Origin of the sequence: Streptomyces sp. NPDC048197 (assembly GCF_043202395.1) — a bacterium.
Lineage (GTDB): Bacteria > Actinomycetota > Actinomycetes > Streptomycetales > Streptomycetaceae > Streptomyces > Streptomyces siderophoricus.
The window spans coordinates 47,454-69,025 of record NZ_JBIDAJ010000038.1 but is presented as its reverse complement, the minus strand read 5'-3'; the positions used below and the strand labels follow the sequence as shown (position 1 = coordinate 69,025).

Below are 21,572 nucleotides of genomic sequence, written 5' to 3'. Positions count from 1 at the left end.
CAGCAGTCCCAAACACCGGCCCCGGAGGCCCGTCACCGCACCCGACACCCACCCAGCCCGCCGCAGGCGCAACGGCGAGACCACCCGCGGCGGGACGGCCAACTACGTGCGGGGCGCCGCAAAGCGCAACGGCGAGCAACCCCCACGGCGGGACAGACAGCTACGTGGGAGGCGCCCCAAAGCGCACAACGGCGAGGTACCAGTACGGCGCTGCAGCCGAGTACGTGGGCTATTGAAGGACCAGCTCCCGCAGGACGTCCTCCATCGTGACCAGGCCGGCCAGGCGGCCGTCGTCGCCGATGACGGCCGCTAGGTGGGTGCGGGAGCCCCGCATGGCGGTCAGGACGTCGTCCAGCGGGGTGGCGGCGCGGACCCGGGCGATGGGGCGGAGGGCCGAGACGGGGAACGGCACGTTGCGCGGGGCGGCGTCCAGCGCGTCCTTGACGTGGAGGTAGCCGAGGATGCGGCGGGTGTCGTCGAGGACCGGGAAGCGGGAGAAGCCGGATTCCGCGGCCAGCTGTTCCAGCTCCTCGGCGGTGGTGTCCATGCGGGCCGAGACCACCTTCTCGGCCGGGAGGATCACGTCCCGGACGGGTCGGCGGCCCAGTTCCAGGGCGTCCCGGAGGCGTTCCTGGGCCCGTTCGTCGAGGAGTCCGGCCTCCCGGGAGTCCTGGACCATCCGCGCCAGTTGGGCGTCCGAGAACGTCGCGGCCACCTCGTTCCTGGTCTCCACGCGCAGCAGCTTGAGCAGCACGTTGGCGAACGTGTTGACCGTGAAGATCACCGGACGCAGTGCCCGGGTCAGCGCGACCAGCGGCGGCCCGAGGGCGAGCGCGGTGCGTACCGGCTCGGCCAGGGCCACGTTCTTCGGCACCATCTCGCCGAACAGCATGTGCAGGTACGTGGCCAGGGCCAGGGCGATCACGAACGAGATCGGGTGGACCAGCGCGTGCGAGATGCCTACCGCGTGGAAGACCGGTTCCAGCAGGTGCGCGATGGCCGGTTCGGCGACCGCGCCCAGGACCAGGGTGCACAGGGTGATCCCGAGCTGGGCGGCGGCCAGCAGTGCCGACACGTGGGAGAGCCCCCACAGCACGCTGGTCGCCCGCCGGTCCCCGCGTTCGGCGTACGGCTCGATCTGGCTGCGGCGCACCGAGATCAGCGCGAACTCGGCGCCGACGAAGAAGGCGTTGACGACCAGCGTCAGCAGGCCCACGAACAGCTGGAGCGCGGTCATCGGGCGGCCTCCGTCCCCTCGTCGGTGCCCGGCAGCGGGGCGTGCAGCAGCACCCGCGCCGCGCGGTGGCCGGAGGCGTCCAGGACGTCCATGGTCCAGCCGGCCACTTCCAGGTGGTCACCGGCGACCGGTATCCGGCCGAGCTCGGTGGCGATCAGTCCGGCCAGCGTCTCGTACGGGCCTTCCGGGACCCGCAGGCCGATGCGTTCCAGCTGGTCGGTGCGGGCGCCGCCGTCGGCCTGGTAGGCGGCGCGGCCCTCGGCGTCGGAGCCGGCCGGGGCCAGGTCGGGGGTCTCCAGCGGGTCGTGCTCGTCGCGTACCTCGCCGACGACCTCCTCGACGATGTCCTCCAGCGTCACGACGCCGGCGGTGCCGCCGTACTCGTCGATGACCACGGCCATGGTGCGCCGGCCGGACAGCCGGTCCAGCAGCCGGTCCACGGTCAGCGTCGCCGGCACCAGCAGCGGTTCGCGCAGCAGCTCGGAGACGGGGTGGCGCAGCCGGCGCTCGGCCGGGACGGTCAGCACGTCCTTGATGTGCGCCACGCCGACCACGCTGTCCAGGCTGCCGCGGTAGACCGGGAAGCGGGACAGTCCGGTCGCCCGGGTCGCGTTGGCGATGTCCTCGGCGGTGGACTGGACCTCCAGCGCCACCACCTGGACCCGCGGGGTCATGACGTTCTCCGCGGTCAGATCGGCGAGGTTGAGGGTCCGGACGAACAGCTCGGCGGTGTCCGCCTCCAGTGCGCCCTCCTTGGCCGAGTGCCGGGCCAGTGCGACCAGCTCCTGCGGGCCGCGGGCCGAGGCCAGCTCCTCGGCGGGCTCCAGGCCCATCCGGCGGACGGTGCGGTTGGCGGTGTTGTTGAGGTGCCGGATGAACGGCTTGAAGGCGGCGCTGAAGCCGCGCTGGGCGGTGGCGACCTTCTTGGCGATGCTCAGCGGGTGGGAGATGGCCCAGTTCTTGGGGACCAGCTCGCCGACCACCATCAGGACGACCGTGGAGATCGCGGTGCCGAGGACCAGCGCCACCGACTCCGCCACCCCGTGCGACAGCCCCACGGCGCCCAGCGGGCCGGCCAGCAGGGTGGCGATGGCCGGCTTGGACAGCATGCCGATGACCAGGCCGGTGACGGTGATGCCGAGCTGGGCACCGGAGAGCTGGAAGGTCAGGCCGCGGACCGCCTTCAGCGCGCTGTCCGCCCCGCGCTCGCCGCGCTCGGCGGCGCGTTCGAGGTCGCTGCGCTCGACGGTCGTCAGCGAGAACTCGGCCGCCACGAAGACACCACAGGCGAGGGTCAGGAGGAGCGCCACGCCCAGGAAGAGCAGGTCGGTCATCGGGTCACCTCCGTCCCATGCTGGTACAGGACGGGGAGGTTCGCGCATCGTCGCCGGGATGCTCGACTACTGGGAGGCTCGCCCATGGCTGGACGCTCACACACCTTTCGCTCGTGGCCGGGAAGGACCATGGTAAAGGATCGGCAAAATGGTGTGTGTGGGGAGAGCCCGCCCCGAGGGTGTCAGGACGGGCTCCGGGGCTGGGTCGATGCGGTGCCGGCCGCGCTCAGGCCAGCGGCTTCGTCCAGCGGCGCCACTGCTCCTCGCGCTGGTAGCCCGCCGCCGCCCAGGCGTGCTGGGCCCGCTCGTTCGCCTGCAGCACCATGGCGTCCCCGCGCCGCCCGCCCAGCTTCACGAAGCGCTCCTCGGCCGCCGCCAGCAGCGCCTTCGAGATGCCCCGCCGGCGGTGGGACGGATGCACGGCGAGCCGGTACAGCGAGGCCCGCCAGCCGTCCCAGCCGGCGATCACCGTGCCGATCAGCGTGCCCTGCGACTCGGCCAGGAGCAGCGCCTCCGGGTCGCGCGCGATGAGGCGCCGCACCCCCTCCACGTCGTCGCTGATGCTCGTGCCCTCGGCGGCCGCCGTCCAGAAGCCGAGCACCGTCTCGGCGTCGGAGGGAACGGCCGGCCGGATGTCCATGTCGGTCATGCGGCCGAGCCAAGCAGCCGCTGCCCCCGGCCCGCCACCACATTTCCGCACCCCGGGACGGTCAGCTGCCGCGCAGCTCCGCCAGCACCGGAGCGAACTCCTCCAGCGCGGAATCCAGGACGGTGAGGTACGAGAACCCGAACCGCTCGCGGTGCTCCCGCAGCTGCTCGGCCATCTGCCGCGGGGTGCCGATCAGCAGGGTCGGCACCTCCAGCGCCTGCTCCTCGTCCAGCCCGATGCCGCGGTCCGCGACCTCCCGGGCGACCGCCCGCCGGTCGTTGGTGTTCCGCACCTGCTGGATCAGGAGGTTGCGTTCGGCCGGCTCCGGGCGGCCGGCCGCGTACCCCTCGTAGCGGGCCACGGACGCCGCCAGTTCGTCCGCGGGCATCAGCTCCAGGGTGCCCTCCGGCCTGCCGGGTGCCTGGCGGCCGCCGGTGAACGCCGCGATCTCGGCGTGTTCGGCCGCCAGCCGCAGCATCCGCGGACCGTTCCCGCCGATCAGCAGCGGCGGCCGGGGCCGCTGTGCCGGCCGCGGCGCCTGGTCCGGGGCGCCCAGCAGCCGGTCCAGTTCCTCGACGGTGCGCGCCAGGTGGTCCACCCGTTCGCGGGGCGACCCCCAGGGCAGTCGGGCGGTCTCGTGCTCGGCGCGGACGTACCCGGTGCCCAGGCCCAGCTCCAGCCGCCCGCCGGTGAGCGCGTCGGTGGTCGCCACCTCGCGGGCCAGCAGCGCCGGGTTCCAGAACCCCGCGTTGAGCACGAACGTGCCCACCCGCGGCCGTTCGGTAGCCGCCGCCGCGGCGATCAGTGCGGGGAACGGCGCCGGCATCCCCAGGTGGTCCGGTACGAGCAGGACGTCGTAACCCAGCTCTTCGGCCCGGCGGCACTTCCGGCGCCAGGAGTCCCCGGCCTCCAGCGTGAGCAGGTTGACGCCGAAGCGGAACGGACGTGGCATGGAGTTCCCTCGTCGATGCGGTGACCGGGGCCGGTCGCGACCGGTCAACTCCCATGCAAACACGGCCGGTTCACGTCAGGGCAGCCGGTCGTCCGCGGACGGGGCCCGCCACCGCTGCACCAGATAGCCGGCCGCCGCGATCGCCAGCAGCACCGCGACCGTACCGAGGGTGAACGCCTCGAAGGTGAGCCGGGAGACGCCCCAGGTGGCCCGGAAGTCGTAGCGGAACCCGACGAGGTGCTCCAGCGTGCCGGGGAACAGCGCCACCCAGCAGCCGAGCAGGATCCAGGCGTACACGAGCAGAGTGGCGACCGTGAACCCGCGGGTGCCGAACGGGACGCGGTAAGGGCGGGGCGCCGCGCGGTGGCGCAGGCGGAGCGCCAGCAGGGCGGGGATCACGGCGAGGTACGACAGCAGCAGGGTGGTGATGGCGACGGTGAGCACCACGCCGAAGATCGCCGAGGCGTCACCGTTCGCCAGGTTCATCGCCGAGGCCATGAAGACGGTGGCGGTGACGCCGGACAGCAGGTTCATCCGGACCGGGGTGCCCAGCCGCGGATGGAAGGCGCCCAGTGCCCGGGTGAAGAACCCGCCGTCGGCGGCGGCCATCGCCTGCATCCGGTCGGCGACGATCATCCAGGCGCTGCCCTGCGTCAGCAGCGACAGCGCGAACAGCACGGCGACGAAGGACAGCAGCGGTCCGCGCCAGCTCCCGTAGATCCCGAAGACCAGCCGGGCCGCCTCCATGAAGCCGCCGACGCCGGTGATCCGGCCGGCCGGGGCGGCGGACAGGATGGCCAGCACCGGCAGCAGGTAGCAGCAGGTGGCGACGGACGCGGACACCGCGATCGCGACCGGTACGTCGCGCCGCGGATCGAGCATCTCGTCCCCGGCCGCGTTCGGTGCCTCGAACCCGACGAACGCGAACAGCAGCACCGGAACGAGCGCCAGGAATCCGGCCGCCGTCGGCGCGAAACCGGCCGTCCCCAGGCCGCGGAAGCCGTGCTGGAGGCCGTACGCCACCGCCGTCGCGGTGAAGAAGGCCAGCGCCAGGACCTTGGCGCCGGCACCGGCCGTGGTGATCCACTTGCCGCGGCGCAGCGAGATCACCGCGGTGAGGATCGCGATCCAGATGAAGACCAGTTTGAAGGCGTAGTCGGCCACCGTGCCCGTGCCGAGCGGGAAGACGAAGCCGTCCCAGGCCTCGGCGGCCAGGAACACCAGCGAACCGCCGAGCCAGACCGGGTTGGTCACCCAGTAGAACATCGTGGTGAGCACCGCCGGCAGCCGGCCGAACGCCACCTCCACCCACACGTAGGGACCGCCCTCCTGCGGGAACGCGGCGCCGGTCTCGGCGAAGATCAGCGCGTACGGCAGCAGGAACGCCACCGCGATCACCCCGATCCAGGTGACGGCCTGACCGCCGCCGGCGGCGATCTGCCCGATCACATCGAAGGAGATCACGGCGGCGATGCCGATCGCCATGATGTCGAAACGCCGCAGGCTGCGCTTCAGATGCGGCACGGGAGCGGGCACGGACACGGCGGTGGTCCTCCTGACGGCCGAGCGGTCGTGGACGGTCCGGTCGCACAACGGATCACATCGTGCGCCATCCGTCCCGGCACCCCCGGCAGCGGCACGCGGACCGCGGGCCGGGCGGACCGGCGGCGCTTGCCGGTGCTAGCGCGGGCGCGCTAGCGTGAAGGAGTGGCGAAGACACAGCTGAACGTCCGGGTGGACGAGGCCACTGCCGAAGCGGCGCGGGAGCGCGCCCTGCAGCGGGGAGTGAGCATGAACCGCTACATCGAGGAGCTCGTGCTGCGCGACGCCGGTGAGGTGGGCCAGACCTTCGTCGAGGCCGCCTCCGACTTCATGAAGCAGTACGAGCGCGTCTTCGCCGAGGAATTCGGCCGGGACCCGGGCGGCGCGCCCGGCCCCGCCGCACCCGCGGACCGCGAGGGACTGCCGGGCACGACGTGACGCTGCGCATCGACCTCGCCTGGCTCCTCCTGATCGCCGAACAGCACACCCCCGGGGACCCCCAGGTCACCGACTGGGGCGCCCTGGTGGCCGCGGTCAGCCGCCACGACGCCGAGATATTCGGCGTACCCGTCTACCCCGACCCGCCGGACCGTGCCGCCGCGCTGCTCCAACTCCTGCTCCAGGTACCGGCGTTGGAGCGCTCGAACGCGATGTTCGCGACCGCCGTCGCCTACGGCTACCTCGTCGCCAGCGGACTGAAGATCGCCACCTCGCCCGAGCGGGTCCGCGACCTCGCCCGGCTCATCAAGGAGGGCACCGCGGACGTCCACGCCATCGCGGACGAACTGCGCACCTGGATCCTGTGATTTGCCGGCCGGTCCCGCGGCGTGGCAGATGACCATCGGCCGGCCCGGCCCGGCCCGGTGCGGTCAGTCGGCCGGCCGCCGGGCCAGTCCCAGCACCGCCGGGGAGGTCGGCAGCGTCGGACCGCGCTCCGGGACCTTCAGCCGGCGCACCCGCACCACCTCGAAACCGGCTGCCCGGATCTCGCCCAGCGGGTCCCGGCCGGTGTGGCAGCCACCCATCAGCAGCGGCCACACCGTGTGGTCCAGCGACCACTGCACCGCCGCCAGGCCGCGTCCCGGGGCCCGCCCGTGCTCGAAGAACCGCAGTTCCCCGCCGGGCCGCAGCACCCGCCGCAGCTCCGCCAGCGCCCGCCGGGTCTCCCGTACGGAGCACAGCACCAGCGACGCCACCGCCGTGTCGAACGCCTCGCTCTTCACCGGCAGCGCCTCCGCCACACCCGGCACCAGGTCCACCGGCACCTCCGCCCGGGCCGCCGCCGCCCGCGCCACCTGGCGCAGCGTCGGCTCCGGCTCGATCGCCACCACCTCCGAGACCGTGCCCGGGTAGTGGGCGAAATTCAGCCCGGTGCCCGCACCGACCTCGATGACCCGGCCGGTCGCCCCGGTCAGCAACTCCCTGCGGAGCCGTGCCACCCCCGCCCGCGCATCCGCGGCCGGCCCGCAGCAGGTCGCGTAGAAGCGGGCGAAGACCGGGTGGTGGACGGTGCCGAGCGGAACTCCCCTGCGCTGCCTCATGACGACCCCTTTTCTTGCTGTTCCTGCTGTTCCCGCTTTTCCCGCGCCGGCCGATGCCCGCTGCTGCTGTCAGTCTCCCCAGCGGAAGGCGCGGCGAGTCCCGGCCGGCGCGGCCCGGCAGAGCGTGATGATCTCCGGGGCGTCCGCGGTGGGCGGGCGGCGGTCCCAGTCGCCGTACTGCTCCTCGACCGTCAGCCCCGCCCCGGCCAGGCGCTCACCCAGGGTCCGGGCGTCGAGGAACCGCAGACTGCTCCGGCTCGTCCGCGGCCGGGTGCCGTCCGGACCGCTGAAGGTCTCCGTGAAGCGGACGACGTCCCCGCGCACCGGCAGGTCGACCCGGTGGGCGACGCGCACGGTGACCCCGTCCGCGTTCCGCACCTCGACCGCCCGGTCCGGCGTCCACCGCTCCCAGGGCCGCACCAGCGGGTTACGGGTCTCGAAGGCGAACCGGCCGCCCGCCGCCAGCGTGGCGCGGACCGCCGCCAGCGAACCCCGCAACTCGGCTTCGCCTACGAGGACCTGGAAGGCGTGCCCGGTCATCAGGACCAGGTCGAAGACCGGGCCGGGGCGGTTCCGGCCGGCCAGCGACAGCGCGTCGCCCGCGACCCATTCGATGTCGGTGCGCCGTCGTGCGCGCGCCAGCATCCCGGCCGCCGGATCGAGTCCGCACAGCCGGCCCCGGTGGCCGTGCGCCCGGGCGCGGTGCAACAGGGTGCCCGTACCGCAGCCGACGTCCAGGACGGAGTCCGCGGACATCACCAGGTCGAGGTAAAAGTCGTCGCCCGGCCCCCAGGGGTTGAGGAGGTCGTACCACTCGGCGAGGCTTCGGTCCGCGTACGCGAAATCCACCATCCCCGCAGTGTGCCCGCCAACCGGTGCGACGGCTCGCCGATTTCTGCCGGGAAGATCCCGTATGATCAGCCGTCAAACCGAACAACTGTCGCAGTCACCGCGCATGCGGAAATCCTCCGCCATGCCCGACCAAGGTGACCGCATCAGGGGGAAGGAACACCATGAAGTCGATGACGTCGACCAAGGCCACCCGTTTCGGGCGCCGTCTCGCCGGTACCGCCGCCGCCACGCTCCTGCTGGGCGCCGGCGCTCTGGCCGCCGCGCCGTCCGCGGCGGCCAAGGCCAACCTGCTGACCATCAACAAGGTCACGCTCCACCAGCCCGGCCTGCAGGCGAAGGTCACCTACTCCTGTGACGAGGGCATCAACCACCAGCTGGTCGCCAACGCCACCAAGCTCAACACCACCGGCCACGAGGAGTCGATCGCGGCCGGCACCATCAAGAAGGCGAATCTCGTCTGCGACTACGCCGACCACACCGCGCAGATCACCCTGCGCCCGGCCGTCGGCTCGCACTTCGCCAAGGGCGACAAGGTGAAGCTGAGCGTCTTCTACTTCGACGAGGACGGATTCAGCTACGCGAACACGGAGACCGTCGCGGTCCTCTAAGGCGCCTTGCTGCCGCCGAGCGCCGGGGTCAGCCACGTCGGGGCTGCGGCCCGGAAGGCGCTCGGCGGCAGTGCACCGGAGCCTTCCGGGATCACGCCCAGCAGCGGGGCCCCGGCGGCCTCCGGAAGGTCCGTCAGATTGCAGCGGGACGCCAGATCGGGGTCGGCCGGCCAGCTGCCGACGACGATGCCGGGGGAGTCGAGACCGTAGTGGCGCAGTGCCAGCGCGGTCAGTGCGGTGGAGTTGAGGGTGCCCAGCCCGGCCTGGACGACCACCAGCACGGGGGCGTCCGCCAGCCGCGCCGCGTCGGCGAGGGTGTGGCCCTGTGCGTCCAGCCGTACGAGCAGCCCGCCCGCGCCCTCGACCAGCACCAGGTCGTGCGAGACGGCCAGCTTGGCGGCGGCCTCGGCGATCTGCTGCGGCCCCACCGGCGGCAGACCGGCCCGCTGGGCGGCCGTCGCGGGCGCCAACGGGTCGGGAAAGCGGGCGAGTTCCACGGTGGTGACCGGGCCGGCCAGCCGCTCGACCTCCGCGGCATCGCCCCGCTCGTCCGCGGTGACGCCGGTCTGGGCCGGCTTGAGCACCGCCACCGAACGGCCCCGGGCGAGCGCGGCCGCCGCGATCGCGGCCGTGGTCACCGTCTTGCCGATCTCCGTGCCCGTGCCCGTCACGAACAGCACCGACATCTCTTCGTCACTCCTCATCGGCCGAAGGCCGTGTCGTTGGATGGTCCCGGGGCCCCGGGGCTCAGCCCTCGCGGGCCGCGGCGCACACCGCGGCGCAGATCCGCGCCACCTCGGCGTCACCGGTGATGTACGGCGGCATCGTGTAGATCAGGTCCCGGAACGGCCGCAGCCAGACACCCGCACCCACGGCCGCCCGGGTCGCGGCCGCCATGTCCACCGCATGGTCGAGCTGCACCACGCCGATCGCGCCGAGCACCCGGACGTCGCGCACGCCGGGGAGGTCCGCGGCGGGCGCCAGCCCGGCCCGCAGTCCGGCCTCGATGCGCTTGACCTCCTGCGCCCAGTCCTGCGACAGCAGCAGCTCGATCGAGGCGTCGGCGACCGCGGTGGCCAGCGGATTGCCCATGAACGTGGGACCGTGCGCCAGCACCGGCAGTTCGCCGCGGGAGATCCCGTCCGCCACCGCCGTCGTGCACAGCGTCGCGGCCAGTGTCAGATAACCGCCGGTCAGCGCCTTGCCGAGGCACATCACATCGGGCGCCACGCCCGCGTGCCCGGCGGCGAAGAGCGCACCGGTACGGCCGAAGCCGGTGGCGATCTCGTCGAACACCAGCAGCACGTCGTGCGCGTCGCAGGCCTCCCGCAGCACCTTCAGGTACTCGGGGGAGTGGAACGACATCCCGCCCGCGCCCTGCACCACCGGCTCGACGATCACCGCCGCCAGCTCGTCGGCGTGCCGGCCGATCAGCTCGCGCAGCTGGTCCGCGTACGCCGGGTCGGCCGGGGCGTCGAAACCGGGCGGCGGGGTGTCCGCGAAGACCTGCCGCGGCAGCACCCCCTGCCACAGCTCGTGCATCCCGCCGTCCGGATCGCACACCGACATCGGCTGCCAGGTGTCGCCGTGGTAGCCGCCCCGCCAGGTCAGCAGCCGCTGTTTACGGGGCTTGCCCAGGGAACGCCAGTACTGCAGGCACATCTTCACGGCGACCTCGACCGACACCGAACCGGAGTCGGCGAGGAAGACGTGCTGCAGCGGCTCCGGCGTGATGTCGACCAGCCGCTTGGCCAGCCGCACCGCGGGCTCGTGGGTGAGCCCGCCGAACATCACATGGCTCATCCGCTCCAGCTGGCCGCGGGCGGCGTCGTTCAGCACCGGGTGGTTGTAGCCGTGCACCGCCGACCACCAGGAGGACATCCCGTCCACCAACTCGTCGTGCCCCTCGGTCGGTTCGGCCAGCCGCAGCCGGACACCGGAGGCCGACTCGACCAGCAGCGGCGCGGCGGTGCCGGGCATCGGCCCGTACGGGTGCCAGACGTGCTGCCGGTCCAGGGCGAGCAGTTCGCGGGGGCCGAGCGGCTCAGGCATTGGGCGGGAGGTCGGTACCGGCGCCGCGGCGGCGCACCGACACCAGATCGCGGCGGGCCTCGTCGGACGGGGCGGGGACGGTGGCGGCGGGTGCCTCGGCGTCCGCCTCCGGGGCCGCGGCCACCTGCTCGCCGCACGGCCGGCGGTGCTCGGGCAGCGTCGTGGTGTCCGTGCCCTCCACCTCGAAGCCGGCGTCCTCGATCATCGCCAGGTCGTCCTTGCCGGCCTGGCCCTCGCTGGTCAGGTAGTCGCCCAGGAAGATGGAGTTGACCAGGTGCAGGGCCAGCGGCTGCAGACTGCGCAGATGCACCTCGCGCCCGCCGGCCAGCCGCACCTCGATGTCCGGGCAGACGAACCGGACCATCGCCAGGATGCGCAGCGCACGCTGCGGGGTGAGGTTCCACTCCTTGGCGAGCGGGGTGCCTTCGAACGGGATCAGGAAGTTGACCGGCACCGAGTCCGGGTCCAGCTCACGCAGCGCGAACACCACGTCCACGAGGTCGGCGTCGGACTCGCCCATACCGGCGATCAGCCCGGAGCAGGCGGACATGCCCGCGGCCTGGGCCTGCTGGACGGTGGAGACCCGGTCGGAGAAGTCATGCGTGGTGCAGATGTCGCCGTAGGTGGCTTCCGAGGTGTTGAGGTTGTGGTTGTAGGCATCGGCACCCGCCGCGCGCAGCCGCTCGGCCTGGCCGTCGGAGAGCAGCCCCAGACAGGCGCACACCTCCACGCCCTCGTTCTGCTCCTTGATCGCGGAGATGGTCTCCGAGACCCGGTCCACGTCCTTGTCCGTCGGGCCGCGGCCGCTGGCCACCAGGCACACCCGCTTGGCGCCGCCGGCCACTCCGGCGGCGGCCGCCTTGGAGGCGTCATCGGGCTTCAGCCAGGTGTACTTGAGGATCTCGGCCTTCGACCCCAGCCGCTGCGAGCAGTACGAGCAGTCCTCCGGGCACAGGCCCGACTTGAGGTTGACGAGGTAGTTGAGCTTGACCCGCCGCCCGAACCACTGGCGGCGCACCTTTCCGGCCGCGGCCACGACGTCGAGCAGTTCGTCATCAGAAGTCGCCAGCACGGCCAGCGCCTCTTCACGGGTCGGCAACTCGCGCCGCAGTCCCTTGTCCACCAGTGTGTTCAGCAGGTCCATGGCGATGATCCTGTCCTACGCGCCCGCCCCCGGCCAAGGAGGATTCCCACAACGCGCGTCGATCGGGGTGTGTGTATCGCCACACCGTGACCGGGCGGAACGACCGCTAACGTCTATCGACAGCCCACAATCGAGCCCCCGACGAAGGACGCCGATGCCGCAGGACTCCGCCGCGCCGCTGCTGCGCGACACCGCGCCCCCGCCCGCCGCCGGACCGGCGCCCGGCGCGGCCTTCGACTGGCTCGACACCGCCCGCGCCGAACGCCAACGCGCCGGCCTGGTCCGCGCGCTGCGCCCCCGCCCGGCCGACTGCCCGCTGCTCGACCTGTCCGGGAACGACTATCTCGGACTCTCCCGGCATCCCGAGGTCACCCACGCCGCGGCCGAGGCCGCGCAGCTCTGGGGCGCCGGCGCCACCGGCTCCCGGCTGGTCTCCGGCAGCACCGAACTCCACGCCCGGCTGGAGGCGGAACTCGCCGCGTTCTGCGGTTTCGAGGCGGCTCTGGTGCTGTCGTCCGGATATGCCGCGAATCTCGCCGCGGTCACCGCGCTGACCGCACCCGGCACCCTGGTCGTCTCCGACGCCGGCAACCACGCCTCCCTCATCGACGGCTGCCGCCTCTCCCGGGCCCGCACCGAGGTCGCCCCGCACGCCGACCCCGAGGCCGTACGCAGCACTCTGGCCGGCCACGCCGGGCGGGCGCTGGTGGTCACCGACTCGGTGTTCTCGGTCGACGGCGACGCCGCACCGCTGCCCGCACTGGCCGATGCCTGCCGGTCGCACGGCGCCGCGTTGCTGGTCGACGACGCCCATGGCCTGGGTGTCCTCGGCGACGGCGGCCGGGGGGCGCTCGCGGCGGCCGGACTGGCCGGGGACCCCGACGTGGTCGCCACCGTGACGCTCTCCAAGTCGCTCGGCTCCCAGGGCGGCGCGGTGCTCGGCCCGGCCCGGGTCATCGAGCACCTGGTGAACACCGCCCGGACGTTCATCTTCGACACCGGCCTGGCCCCCGCCGCGGCCGGCGGCGCGCTGGCCGCACTGCGGCTGATCGGCCGCGAACCCGAGCGCGCCGCCCGGGCCGGGGAGGTCGCCCGCGCACTGCACCGCCGGCTCACCGCGGCCGGCCTGTCGGCGGTACGGCCGGACGCCGCGGTGGTGTCCGTCCGTGCCCCCTCGCCGGAGGCCGCGGTCCGCTGGGCCGCCGACTGCCGCACGGCCGGTCTCGCGGTCGGCTGCTTCCGGCCGCCGTCCGTGCCGGACGGGATCTCCCGGCTGCGGCTCACCGCCCGCGCGGACCTGACGGAGGGTCAGCTCGACCGGGCGGTGGAGACGATCGTCGCCACCGCGCCGTCGATGATCTGATCCCTCGGTGACGGTGGGTGACCGGCACGGCGTCCCGCATCCGGTCTCCCGTCGCAGAGTTCACCGCATCGAGCGATAGATATCTGTATATGTTGCTGGATCGAGCACCACACCGGGGGCACGGGTGGCAGTCTGGCGCTCCAGCAGAAGCCCGAGGCCGCATCGACCCGAGCGGCACACCGGCTCCCCGGTCAGCGGACCGCAGCCGGCCTCGGTGGGAAAGGGACGGCGTCGCGATGGCAGACCACCAGGAATCCGCACTCACCCTGCCGAGCGCCCCGGAATCGGTCCGCCTCGCCCGCGGACACGCCCTCGCGGTGCTCACCGAATGGGGACTGCCCGCCGCTTCCGCCACCGCCGACGCGGTCCGCCTGATCGTCTCCGAACTCGCCACCAACGCCGTCCAGCACACCTTCGGCCGGTCCCCGACCTTCACCCTCGAACTCCGCCTGGACCGCGACGAGGAGCTGCGCGTCGGGGTCACCGACAGTCACCCGCGCCGCCCGCGCCGGCTGCCTGCCGCGGTCCAGCAGGACAACGGCCGGGGGCTGGTCATCATCCGCTTCCTCGCCGCGGAGGCCGGCGGCCGGCTCTCCGTCGTCCCCACAGACACGGGCGGCAAGACCGTCTGGATCAGCCTGCCCTGGCGGATCGCGGTCGGCTGACGGCGCGGCCGTCACGGCACGGCGGAGGGGCGGCCTAACGCGCCGCGCAGCAGCGCACGCCGGGTGCCCCGCGCCCTGGAGGCCACCACCGGCGCCCCGCCCACCCAGCGGCTACTGCTCAGCCGCGTCCGCCGACCGGCACCATCAACACCTCCGCGCCCACCGGTACGAACCCCGCGGCCAGCAGGGCGCGGACGCTGCGGGCGTTGCCGGGGGCGGCCTGGGCCCAGAGCCGTTCGCCCGCCGGTATGAGATGGCGGGCGGCGTGCGCCAGCCGGCGGCCGAGGCCGCGGCCCTGGCCGGCGCCCTCGACCTCCACCGCCAGCTCATGGCGGCCGGCCACGCCCCGGCCGATGACCAGCGTCCCGCCGTCCCCGGTCGTCCAGACCCGCACCTCGTCGAGGTGGCGCAGCGCCCGCACGATCCGCGGATGGCTGCGGTCCGTGGTCTCCACCAGCGCCAGCGCCAGCGGCGGCGGGCCGGGCAGTGCCTCGGCGACCGTGGCCAGGTCGATGTTGTTGGCCTCGCGGCCGGTCCGCTCACCCAGCGCGGTGAGGAACGGCGGGCTGAGCGGTCCGGCGAGGTCGCCGGGGGCTATCCGGTCGTGCACCCAGGACGGCTCCACGTCCGCGAACACCACGGCATGGCAGGTGAACGACACCACGCCCACGTCCCGCGGGGACGGCGGGGGCAGCACCGTCACCGAACCGTCCGCGGGCGGGAAGCAGCCCCGCGCCGCGGCCGAAAGCACCTTGCTCAGTTCCGAGGTCACCCCGTCAAGTTACCGGGGGCCACTGACACTTCACCGGGCGTCCGGCGTCGCCGCAGCTCAGCGCACCCTGCCGTACGAGACCGCGCGGCTCCAGATCCTCTCCAGCCGCACCACGCTGCCGGCCTTGGGCGCATGCCACATCCGGCCGTGCCCGGCGTAGATGCCGACGTGGTAGATGCCGCTGCCCGAGTGGAAGAAGACCAGGTCCCCGCGTTTCCGGGCGGCGGCCGGGATGTGCCGGGTCTGGCCGTACTGCTGCGCGGCGGTCCGCGGCAGCTCCCGGCCGGCGCGCTTGAACGAGTACACGGTCAGGCCCGAACAGTCGAAGCGGTACGGCCCCATGGCCCCGTACTGGTAGGGCGACCCCCGCTTGGAGGCCGCGATCCGCAGCGCATGTGCGGAGACGGTCGCGGCCTCGGCGTCGGCGGTGGTTCCCGGGGCGAGCGTGGTCCCGCCGAGCGTGGCCAGTGCCAGTGCGGACACGGCGCCGGCGCGGGCCAGCAGATGCGGCGTATGCGTGCGCACGGTCATGCGCAAACCCTTCGTCAGCCGCCTGCGAAGGAAGACCTGTCGGGTTCGGGCAGGCGAAGATGCCCGGCCGCTTCCACGGCTTCACCCCAAGGAGTCCGTCGGGCCGTGCGGGCCCCGGACCCCGTACTGCTCGGGTCCTCCGCTCCCGCCGATCCACACGCATCGACCGGACATCCGGCACGGCGGCGGGATTAGGCGCCCGGCCGGACCGCCCCGTCGCTGTGGCGGGGTCTTGTCGTCGAAGGGATCCTCACGCACCCGCCACCCGAATTCCGAGTTGAAAATGCCGAATGTGACATGCGCCACAGTTGCGCCGAATGGTGGGATTTGCCCCGTTACGTGCTTGAGAGTCGTCTCTGGCACCCCCCGGACCTGGGGCGAAACATCGGTAACCGCAGTAATTCCGGTGCCCCGCGCAATTCGTCGCCCCCTTACCGCACGCGCGGACGCTACGCCGTCCGGGCAGCGCGGGCGCGCGTGTCGGCTCAGGGTTCCCGGGCCGGCGGCACCGTCACGTATCCGGCCCGGCGTTCCCCGTCCAGCACCCGCAGGGCCCGGGCCAGCGTCTCGCCGTGCCGCTCGTGCTCGCCCCGGTTGTGCATCAGCGTCAGCGCGTCCCGTAGTTCGGCGGACTTGCTCACCAGTGCCTGAGCGGCGCGCAGGGCTTGGTAGGTGCCGCCGCCGCGGGCCGGGTTGATCCGGCCCAGCAGGTCGAGCGCCTCCAGGTAACAGTCGATCAGCTGCCCCTCGGCGCGGGTCAGGGCGGGCAGCGGCGGGGTCTCCGGCAGCCACATCCGGCTCACCGCCCGGCGCGCTGGTCGGCCGACTGCTTGCGGTTGCGGGTGAGCCCGTCGATCAGGCCGTACGCCTGCGCGGAGGGGGCGTCGAAGATCTTGTCGCGCTCGATGTCCGCGGCGATCCGCTCGCGGGGCTGACCGGTGTGCAGCGCCAGCATCTCCTCCAGCATGGCGCGGCTGCGCAGCAGCTCCTGCGCCTGGATGTAGAGGTCGCTGGCCTGGCCCTCGAACGGTTCGCTCACCGACGGCTGGTGGATCAGCACCCGGGCGCCCGGGAGCGCCAGCCGCTTGCCGGGGGCGCCGGCGGCCAGCAGTACCGCGGCGGAGGACGCGGCCTGCCCCAGGCAGACGGTCTCCACGTCGCACGACACGAAGCGCATCGTGTCGTAGATCGCGGTCATCGCGGTGACCGAGCCGCCGGGGGAGTTGATGTAGAGCGAGATGTCCCGCTCGGGCGCGGCGTGTTCGAGGTGGATCAGCTGCGCCATGACGTCGTTGGCGGCGGTGTCGTCGATCGGGGTCCCCAGGAAGATGATCCGCTCGCTCAGCAGCTTGGAGTACGGGTCCATCGTCACCGTCCCCTGCGTGGTGCGCTCGGTGAACTCCGGAAGGACGTAGCGGGCGGTCGGTCGCAGCATGGTCGGCCCCTTTCCTCTGTAGAAAATGTACAGGATGTACATCCCGTTAGAATGGGAGCATGGCCTACGAAATTCCGGTGACGCAAGCCCGGGCGGAGCTGGCGGATCTGATCAACCGCGTCGTCTACGGCGGTGAGCGGGTGGTCGTCACCCGCCACGGCAAGCCGCTCGTGGCCCTGGTTTCCGCCGCTGACCTGCAGCTTCTCGAAGAGCTGGGGAAGCGCGAGCAGGGCACGGAGGACGAGCAGGTGATCAGCACGGTCTCCACCGTCCGGCCCCTGTCGTCCGCTCCGGGCGAACGGCGGCGCTTCGGCATCGCCGCGGAACACCGCGACCCGGCCGCCGGGGACCGGCGACCGGGTCGCGAGAGATGACGGTCAGCGCGGGCTGACCGGGTAAGGAGGCGGAGGGCTCAGGAGCTGAGCTGCCAGATCGCGGCGGCGATGGCGTCCGTGTTGGTGTCCAGCGCCTTCTCGTCGATGTTCTTCGAGGTGTCGCAGGACTGGTGGTAGCAGGCGTCGAAGGCCTTGCCCGCCTCGCCGCCCCAGTTCTTCGCCTGCTCCTCGGTCTTCTTGTAGTCCGCGCCCGAGAAGAGCCCGCCGACCGCGACGCCGGCGTCCTTGAAGGAGGCGTGGTCCGAGCGCCCGTCGCCCTCGGTCTCCTTCTCGGTGGCGATGTTCTTCGCGGCGAACCAGTCCTTGAAGACCTTCTCCAGGCGCGCGTCGTCGTCGTAGACGAAGTAGCCCGGGTTCGGCGACCCGATCATGTCGAAGTTCAGGTACGCGTCGATCTTCTTCGTGTCGGCGCCGAGCTTCTGGACGTAGGACTGCGAGCCGACCATGCCGTCCTCCTCGTCGCCGAACCAGGCGAACCGGAGGTGCTTGGCGGGCTTGAGGCCGGACTTGGAGACCGCGAGCGCGACTTCGAGGATGCCGGCCGAGCCGGAACCGTTGTCGTTGATGCCGGGACCGGCGTCGACCGAGTCCACGTGGGCGCCGGCCATGACGGTCTTGCTCTCGTCGCCGCCCGGCCAGTCGGCGACGAGGTTGTAGCCGGTGGCGCCGTTGTTGTCGAACTCCTGGACCTGGGTCTTGAACCCGGCCTGGTCCAGCTTGCCCTTGAGGAAGTCGATGGACGCCTTGTGGCCGGGCTTGCCGTGGGCGCGGTTGCCGCCGTTGGCGTCGGCGATGGACTGCAGCTGGTCCAGGTCGGCCTTGACGGCCTTGACGTCGATGTCCGGGGCGGCGGCCGGTGCGGGGTCGGCGTGGGCGCCGGCCGCGGTGAAGAGGGTGGCGGCCAGGGCGGTGACGCATCCGGTGGCCAGCGCGGCCCGGCGTATTCGTGCAGAACGGGTCACAGTGAAGGCTCCGATACAGGTGTGGGGGGATGGTGCGGAGCGTTTTGACGCGCACATGAGAATTGCGATCACTTGAGAGATCGTCAAGAGCGCATATCGGACAGGGGTGTTCGCAGAGCGGAGCGCGCCCGGTATGCCGTGATTGCGGCGATCGGTGATCCGAGGGTTTCGTCTGTACCGGTGAGCGGTGGCCCGTCGGCGTAAGGAATGCGCCAGCTTTGTGCTGCGATACCTCCGCGTCATTCGTCGTAACGCCGACGAAATCCGGCCGAACTAGCCTGCCCCGATGGGGCTGTGGATGGCCAAGTGCTGGAAGTCGGTTTGCTCCCCCTTTAATTACTGCGTGATACATCTACCGATACGGGTGTGCCCACGCCTGTGACCTGGGCAAATGTGTCCGGGCCGGAAGACAGTGAGGTGGAAGGTATGCAACTGACCCCGCATGAACAAGAACGCTTGATGATTCATGTGGCGGCAGACGTGGCCGAAAAGCGCCGTGCCCGAGGGCTGAGGCTCAACCACCCCGAGTCGATCGCGCTGCTGACCGTGCACATCCTCGAAGGCGCCCGGGACGGCCGTACCGTCGCCGAGCTGATGTCCTCCGGCCGCAAGGTCCTCACCCGTGACGAGGTGATGGAGGGCGTGCCCGAGATGATCCACGACGTTCAGGTCGAGGCCACCTTCCCCGACGGCACCAAGCTCGTCACCGTCCACGAACCCATCAACTGACCGCGGGGGCACAGACGATGATCCCGGGACAGATCCTCCACGGCGACGAGCCGGTACGCCTCAACGAAGGCCTCCCCCGCACGCGCATGACCGTCCTCAACGCCGCCGACCGCCCCGTCCAGGTCGGCTCCCACTACCACTTCGCCGAGGCCAACCCCGGCCTCGACTTCGACCGCGCGGCCGCGCACGGCAAGCGGCTGAACGTGCCGGCCGGCTCCGCCGTGCGCTTCGAGCCCGGCATCCCCACCGAGGTCGAGCTGGTCCCCCTCGCGGGCAAGCGGATCGTCCCGGGGCTGCGCGGCGAGACCGGAGGCATTCTCGATGGCTGAGCTGACCCGTCAGGCGTACGCCGATCTCTTCGGCCCGACCGTCGGCGACCGGATCCGGCTCGCCGACACCGACCTGGTCATCGAGATCACCGAGGACCGCTCCGGCGGACCCGGCCGGGCCGGCGACGAGGCGGTCTTCGGCGGCGGCAAGGTCATCCGCGAGTCGATGGGCCAGTCCCGCACCACCCGCGCCGAGGGCGCCCCGGACACCGTGATCACCGGCGCCGTGGTCCTCGACCACTGGGGCGTCGTCAAGGCCGACGTCGGCATCCGCGACGGCCGGATCACCGCCCTCGGCAAGGCCGGCAACCCCGACACCATGGACGGCGTCCACCCCGACCTGGTCATCGGCCCCGAGACCGAGATCATCGCCGGCAACGGCAAGATCCTCACCGCCGGCGGCATCGACACCCACGTCCACTTCATCTGCCCCCAGCAGGCGGACGAGGCGCTCGCCTCCGGCGTGACCACGCTCATCGGCGGCGGCACCGGACCGGCCGAGGGCAGCAAGGCCACCACCATCACCCCCGGCGCCTGGCACATCGCCCGGCTGCTGGAGTCGATGGACTCCTTCCCGGTCAACGTCGGACTGCTCGGCAAGGGCAACACCACCTCCCTCACCTCGATGCGCGACCAGCTGCGCGCCGGCATCCTCGGCTTCAAGATCCACGAGGACTGGGGCGCCACCCCCGCCGCCATCGACGCCTGTCTGACCGTCTGCGAGGAGAGCGGCGCCCAGCTCGCGATCCACACGGACACCCTGAACGAGGCCGGCTTCCTCGGCGACACCCTCGCCGCCATCGCCGGCCGCTCCCTCCACGCGTTCCACGTCGAGGGCGCCGGCGGCGGCCACGCCCCCGACATGATCGCCATGGTCTCCGAGCCGAACGTGCTGCCCGCGTCCACCAACCCCACGCGGCCGCACACCGTCAACACCGTCGAGGAACACCTCGACATGCTGATGGTCTGCCACCACCTGAACCCGGCCGTCCCCGAGGACCTGGCGTTCGCCGAGTCCCGGATCCGGCCCTCCACCATCGCCGCCGAGGACATCCTGCACGACCTCGGCGCCATCTCGATCATGTCCTCCGACGCCCAGGCCATGGGCCGGATCGGCGAGGTCGTGATGCGCACCTGGCAGACCGCGCACGTGATGAAGCGGCGCCGCGGCGCCCTGGCCGGCGACGGCGACGCGGACAACCACCGGGCCCGCCGCTACGTCGCGAAGTACACCATCAACGCCGCCCTCGCCCAGGGCATCGACCACCTCGTCGGCTCCGTCGAGGACGGCAAGCTCGCCGACCTCGTCCTGTGGGACCCGGCGTTCTTCGGCGTCAAGCCCCAACTGGTCATCAAGGGCGGGCAGATCGCGTACGCGCAGATGGGCGACGCCAACGCCTCCATCCCCACCCCGCAGCCGGTCCTGCCCCGCCCGATGTTCGGCGCCACCGGCAAGGCCCCCGGCAGCAACTCGGTCAACTTCGTCTCCCCGCAGGCCCTGGAGGACGACCTCCCCGGGCGCCTGCCGCTGGCCAAGGCGTACCAGGCGATCCGCTCCACCCGCGGCGTCACCAAGGCGGACATGCGCAACAACGACGCCCTGCCGCGGGTCCACGTCGACCCCGACACCTTCACGGTCACCATCGACGGCGAGGTGGTCGAACCCCACCCGGCCGCCGAACTCCCCATGGCTCAGCGGTACTTCCTCTTCTGACCGGCCATGAGGAAGATCCCGATGAACACCACGGACCACCGATGAGCCGCGCCGCGCTGCTCGTCCTCGCCGACGGCCGGTTCCCCGCCGGAGGGCACGCCCACTCGGGCGGCGCCGAACCGGCCGTCGCCGCGGGGCAGATCAAGGACGCCGCCACCCTGGAGAGCTTCTGCCGGGGCCGGCTGCACACCGCTGGACTGGTCGCCGCCGCGCTCGCCGCGGCGGCCGCGGCCGGCTGCGACCCGCTGCTCCTGGACGACGCCGCCGACGCCCGCACGCCCGTACCGGCGCTCCGGCAGGTGGCCCGGCGGCTCGGCCGGCAGATGATGCGGGCCGCCCGCGCCACCTGGCCGGACCCCGCACTCGACGCGCTGGCCGCGGCCCGGCCGCGCGGCGCCCACCAGCCCGTCGTCCTGGGCCTGGCCGCCCGGTCCGCCGGACTGTCGCCGCAGGACGCCGCGTACGCCGTGGCCTACGAGAGCCTCAGCGGCCCGGCCACCGCCGCCGTCCGGCTGCTCAGCCTGGACCCGTTCGACGCCACCGCGGTGCTCGCCCGCCTGGCCGCCGACGTCGACCGGATCGCCGAGCGGGGCGCCGCGGCCGGGGAACGGGTCGCCGTCGAAGGAGCCGACGCGCTGCCCGCCGCGTCCGCGCCGCTGCTCGACATCACCGCGGAAGCGCACGCCGCCTGGCCGGTCCGCCTCTTCGCCTCCTGACCCCGTCCGGCCCCGGCCGGCACCTCCGCGCCGCCCCCGGCGGCCGTACG

At 72.6% G+C, this 21,572-nt stretch carries 25 protein-coding genes and 1 riboswitch; of the genes, 10 read left to right on the top strand and 15 right to left on the bottom strand.

Going from position 1 to position 21,572, the window contains the following annotated elements; genetic code table 11:
- Positions 1-229 precede the first annotated feature (229 nt).
- From ACGF4C_RS33365 to ACGF4C_RS33345, 5 genes are all read right to left on the bottom strand, one after another.
- Positions 230-1,237: a hemolysin family protein gene (locus ACGF4C_RS33365; RefSeq protein ID WP_393571428.1), complete on the bottom strand. Its 1,008-nt coding sequence runs from the start codon at positions 1,235-1,237 to the stop codon at positions 230-232.
- The gene (locus ACGF4C_RS33360) at positions 1,234-2,571 is read right to left on the bottom strand and encodes a hemolysin family protein (protein ID WP_393571426.1); all 1,338 of its coding nucleotides are present in this window, start codon (positions 2,569-2,571) and stop codon (positions 1,234-1,236) included. The genes ACGF4C_RS33365 and ACGF4C_RS33360 overlap by 4 nt, the downstream gene beginning before the upstream one ends.
- Positions 2,572-2,797: 226 nt before the next feature.
- Positions 2,798-3,220, bottom strand: a complete 423-nt coding sequence (locus tag ACGF4C_RS33355; protein WP_393571424.1) for a GNAT family N-acetyltransferase — start codon at positions 3,218-3,220, stop codon at positions 2,798-2,800.
- A gap of 61 nt (positions 3,221-3,281) precedes the next feature.
- Positions 3,282-4,172, bottom strand: a complete 891-nt coding sequence (locus tag ACGF4C_RS33350; protein ID WP_393571421.1) for a TIGR03621 family F420-dependent LLM class oxidoreductase — start codon at positions 4,170-4,172, stop codon at positions 3,282-3,284.
- 75 nt (positions 4,173-4,247) lie between these two features.
- On the bottom strand, positions 4,248-5,714 hold the full coding sequence (locus ACGF4C_RS33345) for an APC family permease (RefSeq protein WP_393571419.1): 1,467 nt from the start codon (positions 5,712-5,714) through the stop codon (positions 4,248-4,250).
- A 165-nt stretch (positions 5,715-5,879) separates the two neighbouring features.
- Here ACGF4C_RS33345 and ACGF4C_RS33340 point away from each other — a divergent pair, with 165 nt between their 5' ends.
- Positions 5,880-6,152, top strand: coding sequence for a toxin-antitoxin system HicB family antitoxin (locus ACGF4C_RS33340; RefSeq protein ID WP_393571417.1), 273 nt, complete (start codon positions 5,880-5,882; stop codon positions 6,150-6,152).
- A complete protein-coding gene (locus ACGF4C_RS33335; protein ID WP_030414602.1) occupies positions 6,149-6,520 on the top strand; it encodes a hypothetical protein in 372 nt (123 codons plus the stop codon). The genes ACGF4C_RS33340 and ACGF4C_RS33335 overlap by 4 nt, the downstream gene beginning before the upstream one ends.
- Positions 6,521-6,583: 63 nt before the next feature.
- Here the strand turns inward: ACGF4C_RS33335 and ACGF4C_RS33330 are convergent, their stop codons facing one another.
- Entirely contained in the window at positions 6,584-7,255 is a 672-nt protein-coding gene (locus ACGF4C_RS33330) for a class I SAM-dependent methyltransferase (RefSeq protein ID WP_362145419.1), read from the bottom strand.
- Between the two features lie 69 nt (positions 7,256-7,324).
- Complete coding sequence (locus ACGF4C_RS33325; RefSeq protein ID WP_393571414.1) at positions 7,325-8,107, bottom strand: class I SAM-dependent DNA methyltransferase; 783 nt, start codon at positions 8,105-8,107, stop codon at positions 7,325-7,327.
- 170 nt (positions 8,108-8,277) lie between these two features.
- Between ACGF4C_RS33325 and ACGF4C_RS33320 the strand changes: the two genes are divergently transcribed.
- Positions 8,278-8,715: a hypothetical protein gene (locus tag ACGF4C_RS33320; RefSeq protein WP_351539771.1), complete on the top strand. Its 438-nt coding sequence runs from the start codon at positions 8,278-8,280 to the stop codon at positions 8,713-8,715.
- On the opposite strand, the gene bioD is transcribed toward ACGF4C_RS33320, so the two are convergent.
- From bioD to bioB, 3 genes are all read right to left on the bottom strand, one after another.
- The gene (gene bioD / locus ACGF4C_RS33315) at positions 8,712-9,401 is read right to left on the bottom strand and encodes a dethiobiotin synthase (protein ID WP_393571437.1); all 690 of its coding nucleotides are present in this window, start codon (positions 9,399-9,401) and stop codon (positions 8,712-8,714) included. The genes ACGF4C_RS33320 and bioD overlap by 4 nt on opposite strands.
- 61 nt (positions 9,402-9,462) lie before the next feature.
- Entirely contained in the window at positions 9,463-10,767 is a 1,305-nt protein-coding gene (locus tag ACGF4C_RS33310; RefSeq protein ID WP_393571412.1) for an adenosylmethionine--8-amino-7-oxononanoate transaminase, read from the bottom strand.
- Positions 10,760-11,911, bottom strand: a complete 1,152-nt coding sequence (bioB, locus tag ACGF4C_RS33305; protein WP_393571410.1) for a biotin synthase BioB — start codon at positions 11,909-11,911, stop codon at positions 10,760-10,762. The genes ACGF4C_RS33310 and bioB overlap by 8 nt, the downstream gene beginning before the upstream one ends.
- 154 nt (positions 11,912-12,065) lie before the next feature.
- Here bioB and ACGF4C_RS33300 point away from each other — a divergent pair, with 154 nt between their 5' ends.
- Complete coding sequence (locus tag ACGF4C_RS33300; RefSeq protein WP_393571408.1) at positions 12,066-13,274, top strand: 8-amino-7-oxononanoate synthase; 1,209 nt, start codon at positions 12,066-12,068, stop codon at positions 13,272-13,274.
- 236 nt (positions 13,275-13,510) lie between these two features.
- Positions 13,511-13,939 (top strand): ATP-binding protein, encoded by a 429-nt coding sequence (locus ACGF4C_RS33295; protein ID WP_362145398.1) that lies wholly within the window; start codon positions 13,511-13,513, stop codon positions 13,937-13,939.
- 118 nt (positions 13,940-14,057) lie between these two features.
- Here the strand turns inward: ACGF4C_RS33295 and ACGF4C_RS33290 are convergent, their stop codons facing one another.
- The 4 genes from ACGF4C_RS33290 to ACGF4C_RS33275 form a co-directional block, all read right to left on the bottom strand.
- Positions 14,058-14,711 (bottom strand): GNAT family N-acetyltransferase, encoded by a 654-nt coding sequence (locus ACGF4C_RS33290; RefSeq protein ID WP_393571405.1) that lies wholly within the window; start codon positions 14,709-14,711, stop codon positions 14,058-14,060.
- Positions 14,712-14,768: 57 nt separating this feature from the next.
- Positions 14,769-15,242, bottom strand: coding sequence for a C40 family peptidase (locus ACGF4C_RS33285; protein WP_030414612.1), 474 nt, complete (start codon positions 15,240-15,242; stop codon positions 14,769-14,771).
- A gap of 4 nt (positions 15,243-15,246) precedes the next feature.
- Positions 15,247-15,420: riboswitch (cyclic di-AMP (ydaO/yuaA leader) on the bottom strand.
- Positions 15,421-15,727: 307 nt separating this feature from the next.
- Entirely contained in the window at positions 15,728-16,036 is a 309-nt protein-coding gene (locus ACGF4C_RS33280) for a hypothetical protein (protein ID WP_393571402.1), read from the bottom strand.
- Positions 16,037-16,041: 5 nt separating this feature from the next.
- Complete coding sequence (locus tag ACGF4C_RS33275) at positions 16,042-16,677, bottom strand: ATP-dependent Clp protease proteolytic subunit (protein ID WP_393571400.1); 636 nt, start codon at positions 16,675-16,677, stop codon at positions 16,042-16,044.
- 59 nt (positions 16,678-16,736) lie between these two features.
- On the opposite strand from ACGF4C_RS33275, the gene ACGF4C_RS33270 reads away from it, so the two are divergent.
- Positions 16,737-17,051 carry a type II toxin-antitoxin system Phd/YefM family antitoxin gene (locus tag ACGF4C_RS33270; protein WP_393571398.1) on the top strand — a complete coding sequence of 105 codons (315 nt, stop codon included), beginning with the start codon at positions 16,737-16,739 and terminating at the stop codon, positions 17,049-17,051.
- Positions 17,052-17,089: 38 nt separating this feature from the next.
- On the opposite strand, the gene ACGF4C_RS33265 is transcribed toward ACGF4C_RS33270, so the two are convergent.
- Positions 17,090-18,034: a M28 family metallopeptidase gene (locus tag ACGF4C_RS33265; protein WP_351539791.1), complete on the bottom strand. Its 945-nt coding sequence runs from the start codon at positions 18,032-18,034 to the stop codon at positions 17,090-17,092.
- Positions 18,035-18,460: 426 nt separating this feature from the next.
- Between ACGF4C_RS33265 and ACGF4C_RS33260 the strand changes: the two genes are divergently transcribed.
- The 4 genes from ACGF4C_RS33260 to ACGF4C_RS33245 are packed head-to-tail and all read left to right on the top strand — an operon-like array spanning position 18,461 to position 21,522.
- Positions 18,461-18,763 carry an urease subunit gamma gene (locus ACGF4C_RS33260; protein WP_362145338.1) on the top strand — a complete coding sequence of 101 codons (303 nt, stop codon included), beginning with the start codon at positions 18,461-18,463 and terminating at the stop codon, positions 18,761-18,763.
- Between the two features lie 17 nt (positions 18,764-18,780).
- On the top strand, positions 18,781-19,092 hold the full coding sequence (locus tag ACGF4C_RS33255; RefSeq protein ID WP_393571395.1) for an urease subunit beta: 312 nt from the start codon (positions 18,781-18,783) through the stop codon (positions 19,090-19,092).
- Positions 19,085-20,806 (top strand): urease subunit alpha, encoded by a 1,722-nt coding sequence (locus tag ACGF4C_RS33250; protein WP_393571393.1) that lies wholly within the window; start codon positions 19,085-19,087, stop codon positions 20,804-20,806. Before ACGF4C_RS33255 ends, ACGF4C_RS33250 begins: the two co-directional genes overlap by 8 nt.
- A 41-nt stretch (positions 20,807-20,847) precedes the next feature.
- Positions 20,848-21,522, top strand: coding sequence for an urease accessory protein UreF (locus ACGF4C_RS33245; protein ID WP_393571391.1), 675 nt, complete (start codon positions 20,848-20,850; stop codon positions 21,520-21,522).
- The last annotated feature ends 50 nt before the right edge of the window (positions 21,523-21,572 follow it).

Coding starts and splice junctions, on each gene's coding strand:
- ACGF4C_RS33365 (WP_393571428.1), bottom strand. CDS start 1,237: ATGACCGCGCTCCAGCTGTTCGTGGGCCTGCTGACGCTGGTCGTCAAC.
- ACGF4C_RS33360 (WP_393571426.1), bottom strand. CDS start 2,571: ATGACCGACCTGCTCTTCCTGGGCGTGGCGCTCCTCCTGACCCTCGCC.
- ACGF4C_RS33355 (WP_393571424.1), bottom strand. CDS start 3,220: ATGACCGACATGGACATCCGGCCGGCCGTTCCCTCCGACGCCGAGACG.
- ACGF4C_RS33350 (WP_393571421.1), bottom strand. CDS start 4,172: ATGCCACGTCCGTTCCGCTTCGGCGTCAACCTGCTCACGCTGGAGGCC.
- ACGF4C_RS33330 (WP_362145419.1), bottom strand. CDS start 7,255: ATGAGGCAGCGCAGGGGAGTTCCGCTCGGCACCGTCCACCACCCGGTC.
- ACGF4C_RS33325 (WP_393571414.1), bottom strand. CDS start 8,107: ATGGTGGATTTCGCGTACGCGGACCGAAGCCTCGCCGAGTGGTACGAC.
- ACGF4C_RS33320 (WP_351539771.1), top strand. CDS start 8,278: ATGACGTCGACCAAGGCCACCCGTTTCGGGCGCCGTCTCGCCGGTACC.
- bioD (WP_393571437.1), bottom strand. CDS start 9,401: ATGTCGGTGCTGTTCGTGACGGGCACGGGCACGGAGATCGGCAAGACG.
- ACGF4C_RS33310 (WP_393571412.1), bottom strand. CDS start 10,767: ATGCCTGAGCCGCTCGGCCCCCGCGAACTGCTCGCCCTGGACCGGCAG.
- bioB (WP_393571410.1), bottom strand. CDS start 11,911: ATGGACCTGCTGAACACACTGGTGGACAAGGGACTGCGGCGCGAGTTG.
- ACGF4C_RS33300 (WP_393571408.1), top strand. CDS start 12,066: ATGCCGCAGGACTCCGCCGCGCCGCTGCTGCGCGACACCGCGCCCCCG.
- ACGF4C_RS33295 (WP_362145398.1), top strand. CDS start 13,511: ATGGCAGACCACCAGGAATCCGCACTCACCCTGCCGAGCGCCCCGGAA.
- ACGF4C_RS33285 (WP_030414612.1), bottom strand. CDS start 15,242: ATGACCGTGCGCACGCATACGCCGCATCTGCTGGCCCGCGCCGGCGCC.
- ACGF4C_RS33280 (WP_393571402.1), bottom strand. CDS start 16,036: ATGTGGCTGCCGGAGACCCCGCCGCTGCCCGCCCTGACCCGCGCCGAG.
- ACGF4C_RS33275 (WP_393571400.1), bottom strand. CDS start 16,677: ATGCTGCGACCGACCGCCCGCTACGTCCTTCCGGAGTTCACCGAGCGC.
- ACGF4C_RS33270 (WP_393571398.1), top strand. CDS start 16,737: ATGGCCTACGAAATTCCGGTGACGCAAGCCCGGGCGGAGCTGGCGGAT.
- ACGF4C_RS33260 (WP_362145338.1), top strand. CDS start 18,461: ATGCAACTGACCCCGCATGAACAAGAACGCTTGATGATTCATGTGGCG.
- ACGF4C_RS33255 (WP_393571395.1), top strand. CDS start 18,781: ATGATCCCGGGACAGATCCTCCACGGCGACGAGCCGGTACGCCTCAAC.
- ACGF4C_RS33250 (WP_393571393.1), top strand. CDS start 19,085: ATGGCTGAGCTGACCCGTCAGGCGTACGCCGATCTCTTCGGCCCGACC.
- ACGF4C_RS33245 (WP_393571391.1), top strand. CDS start 20,848: ATGAGCCGCGCCGCGCTGCTCGTCCTCGCCGACGGCCGGTTCCCCGCC.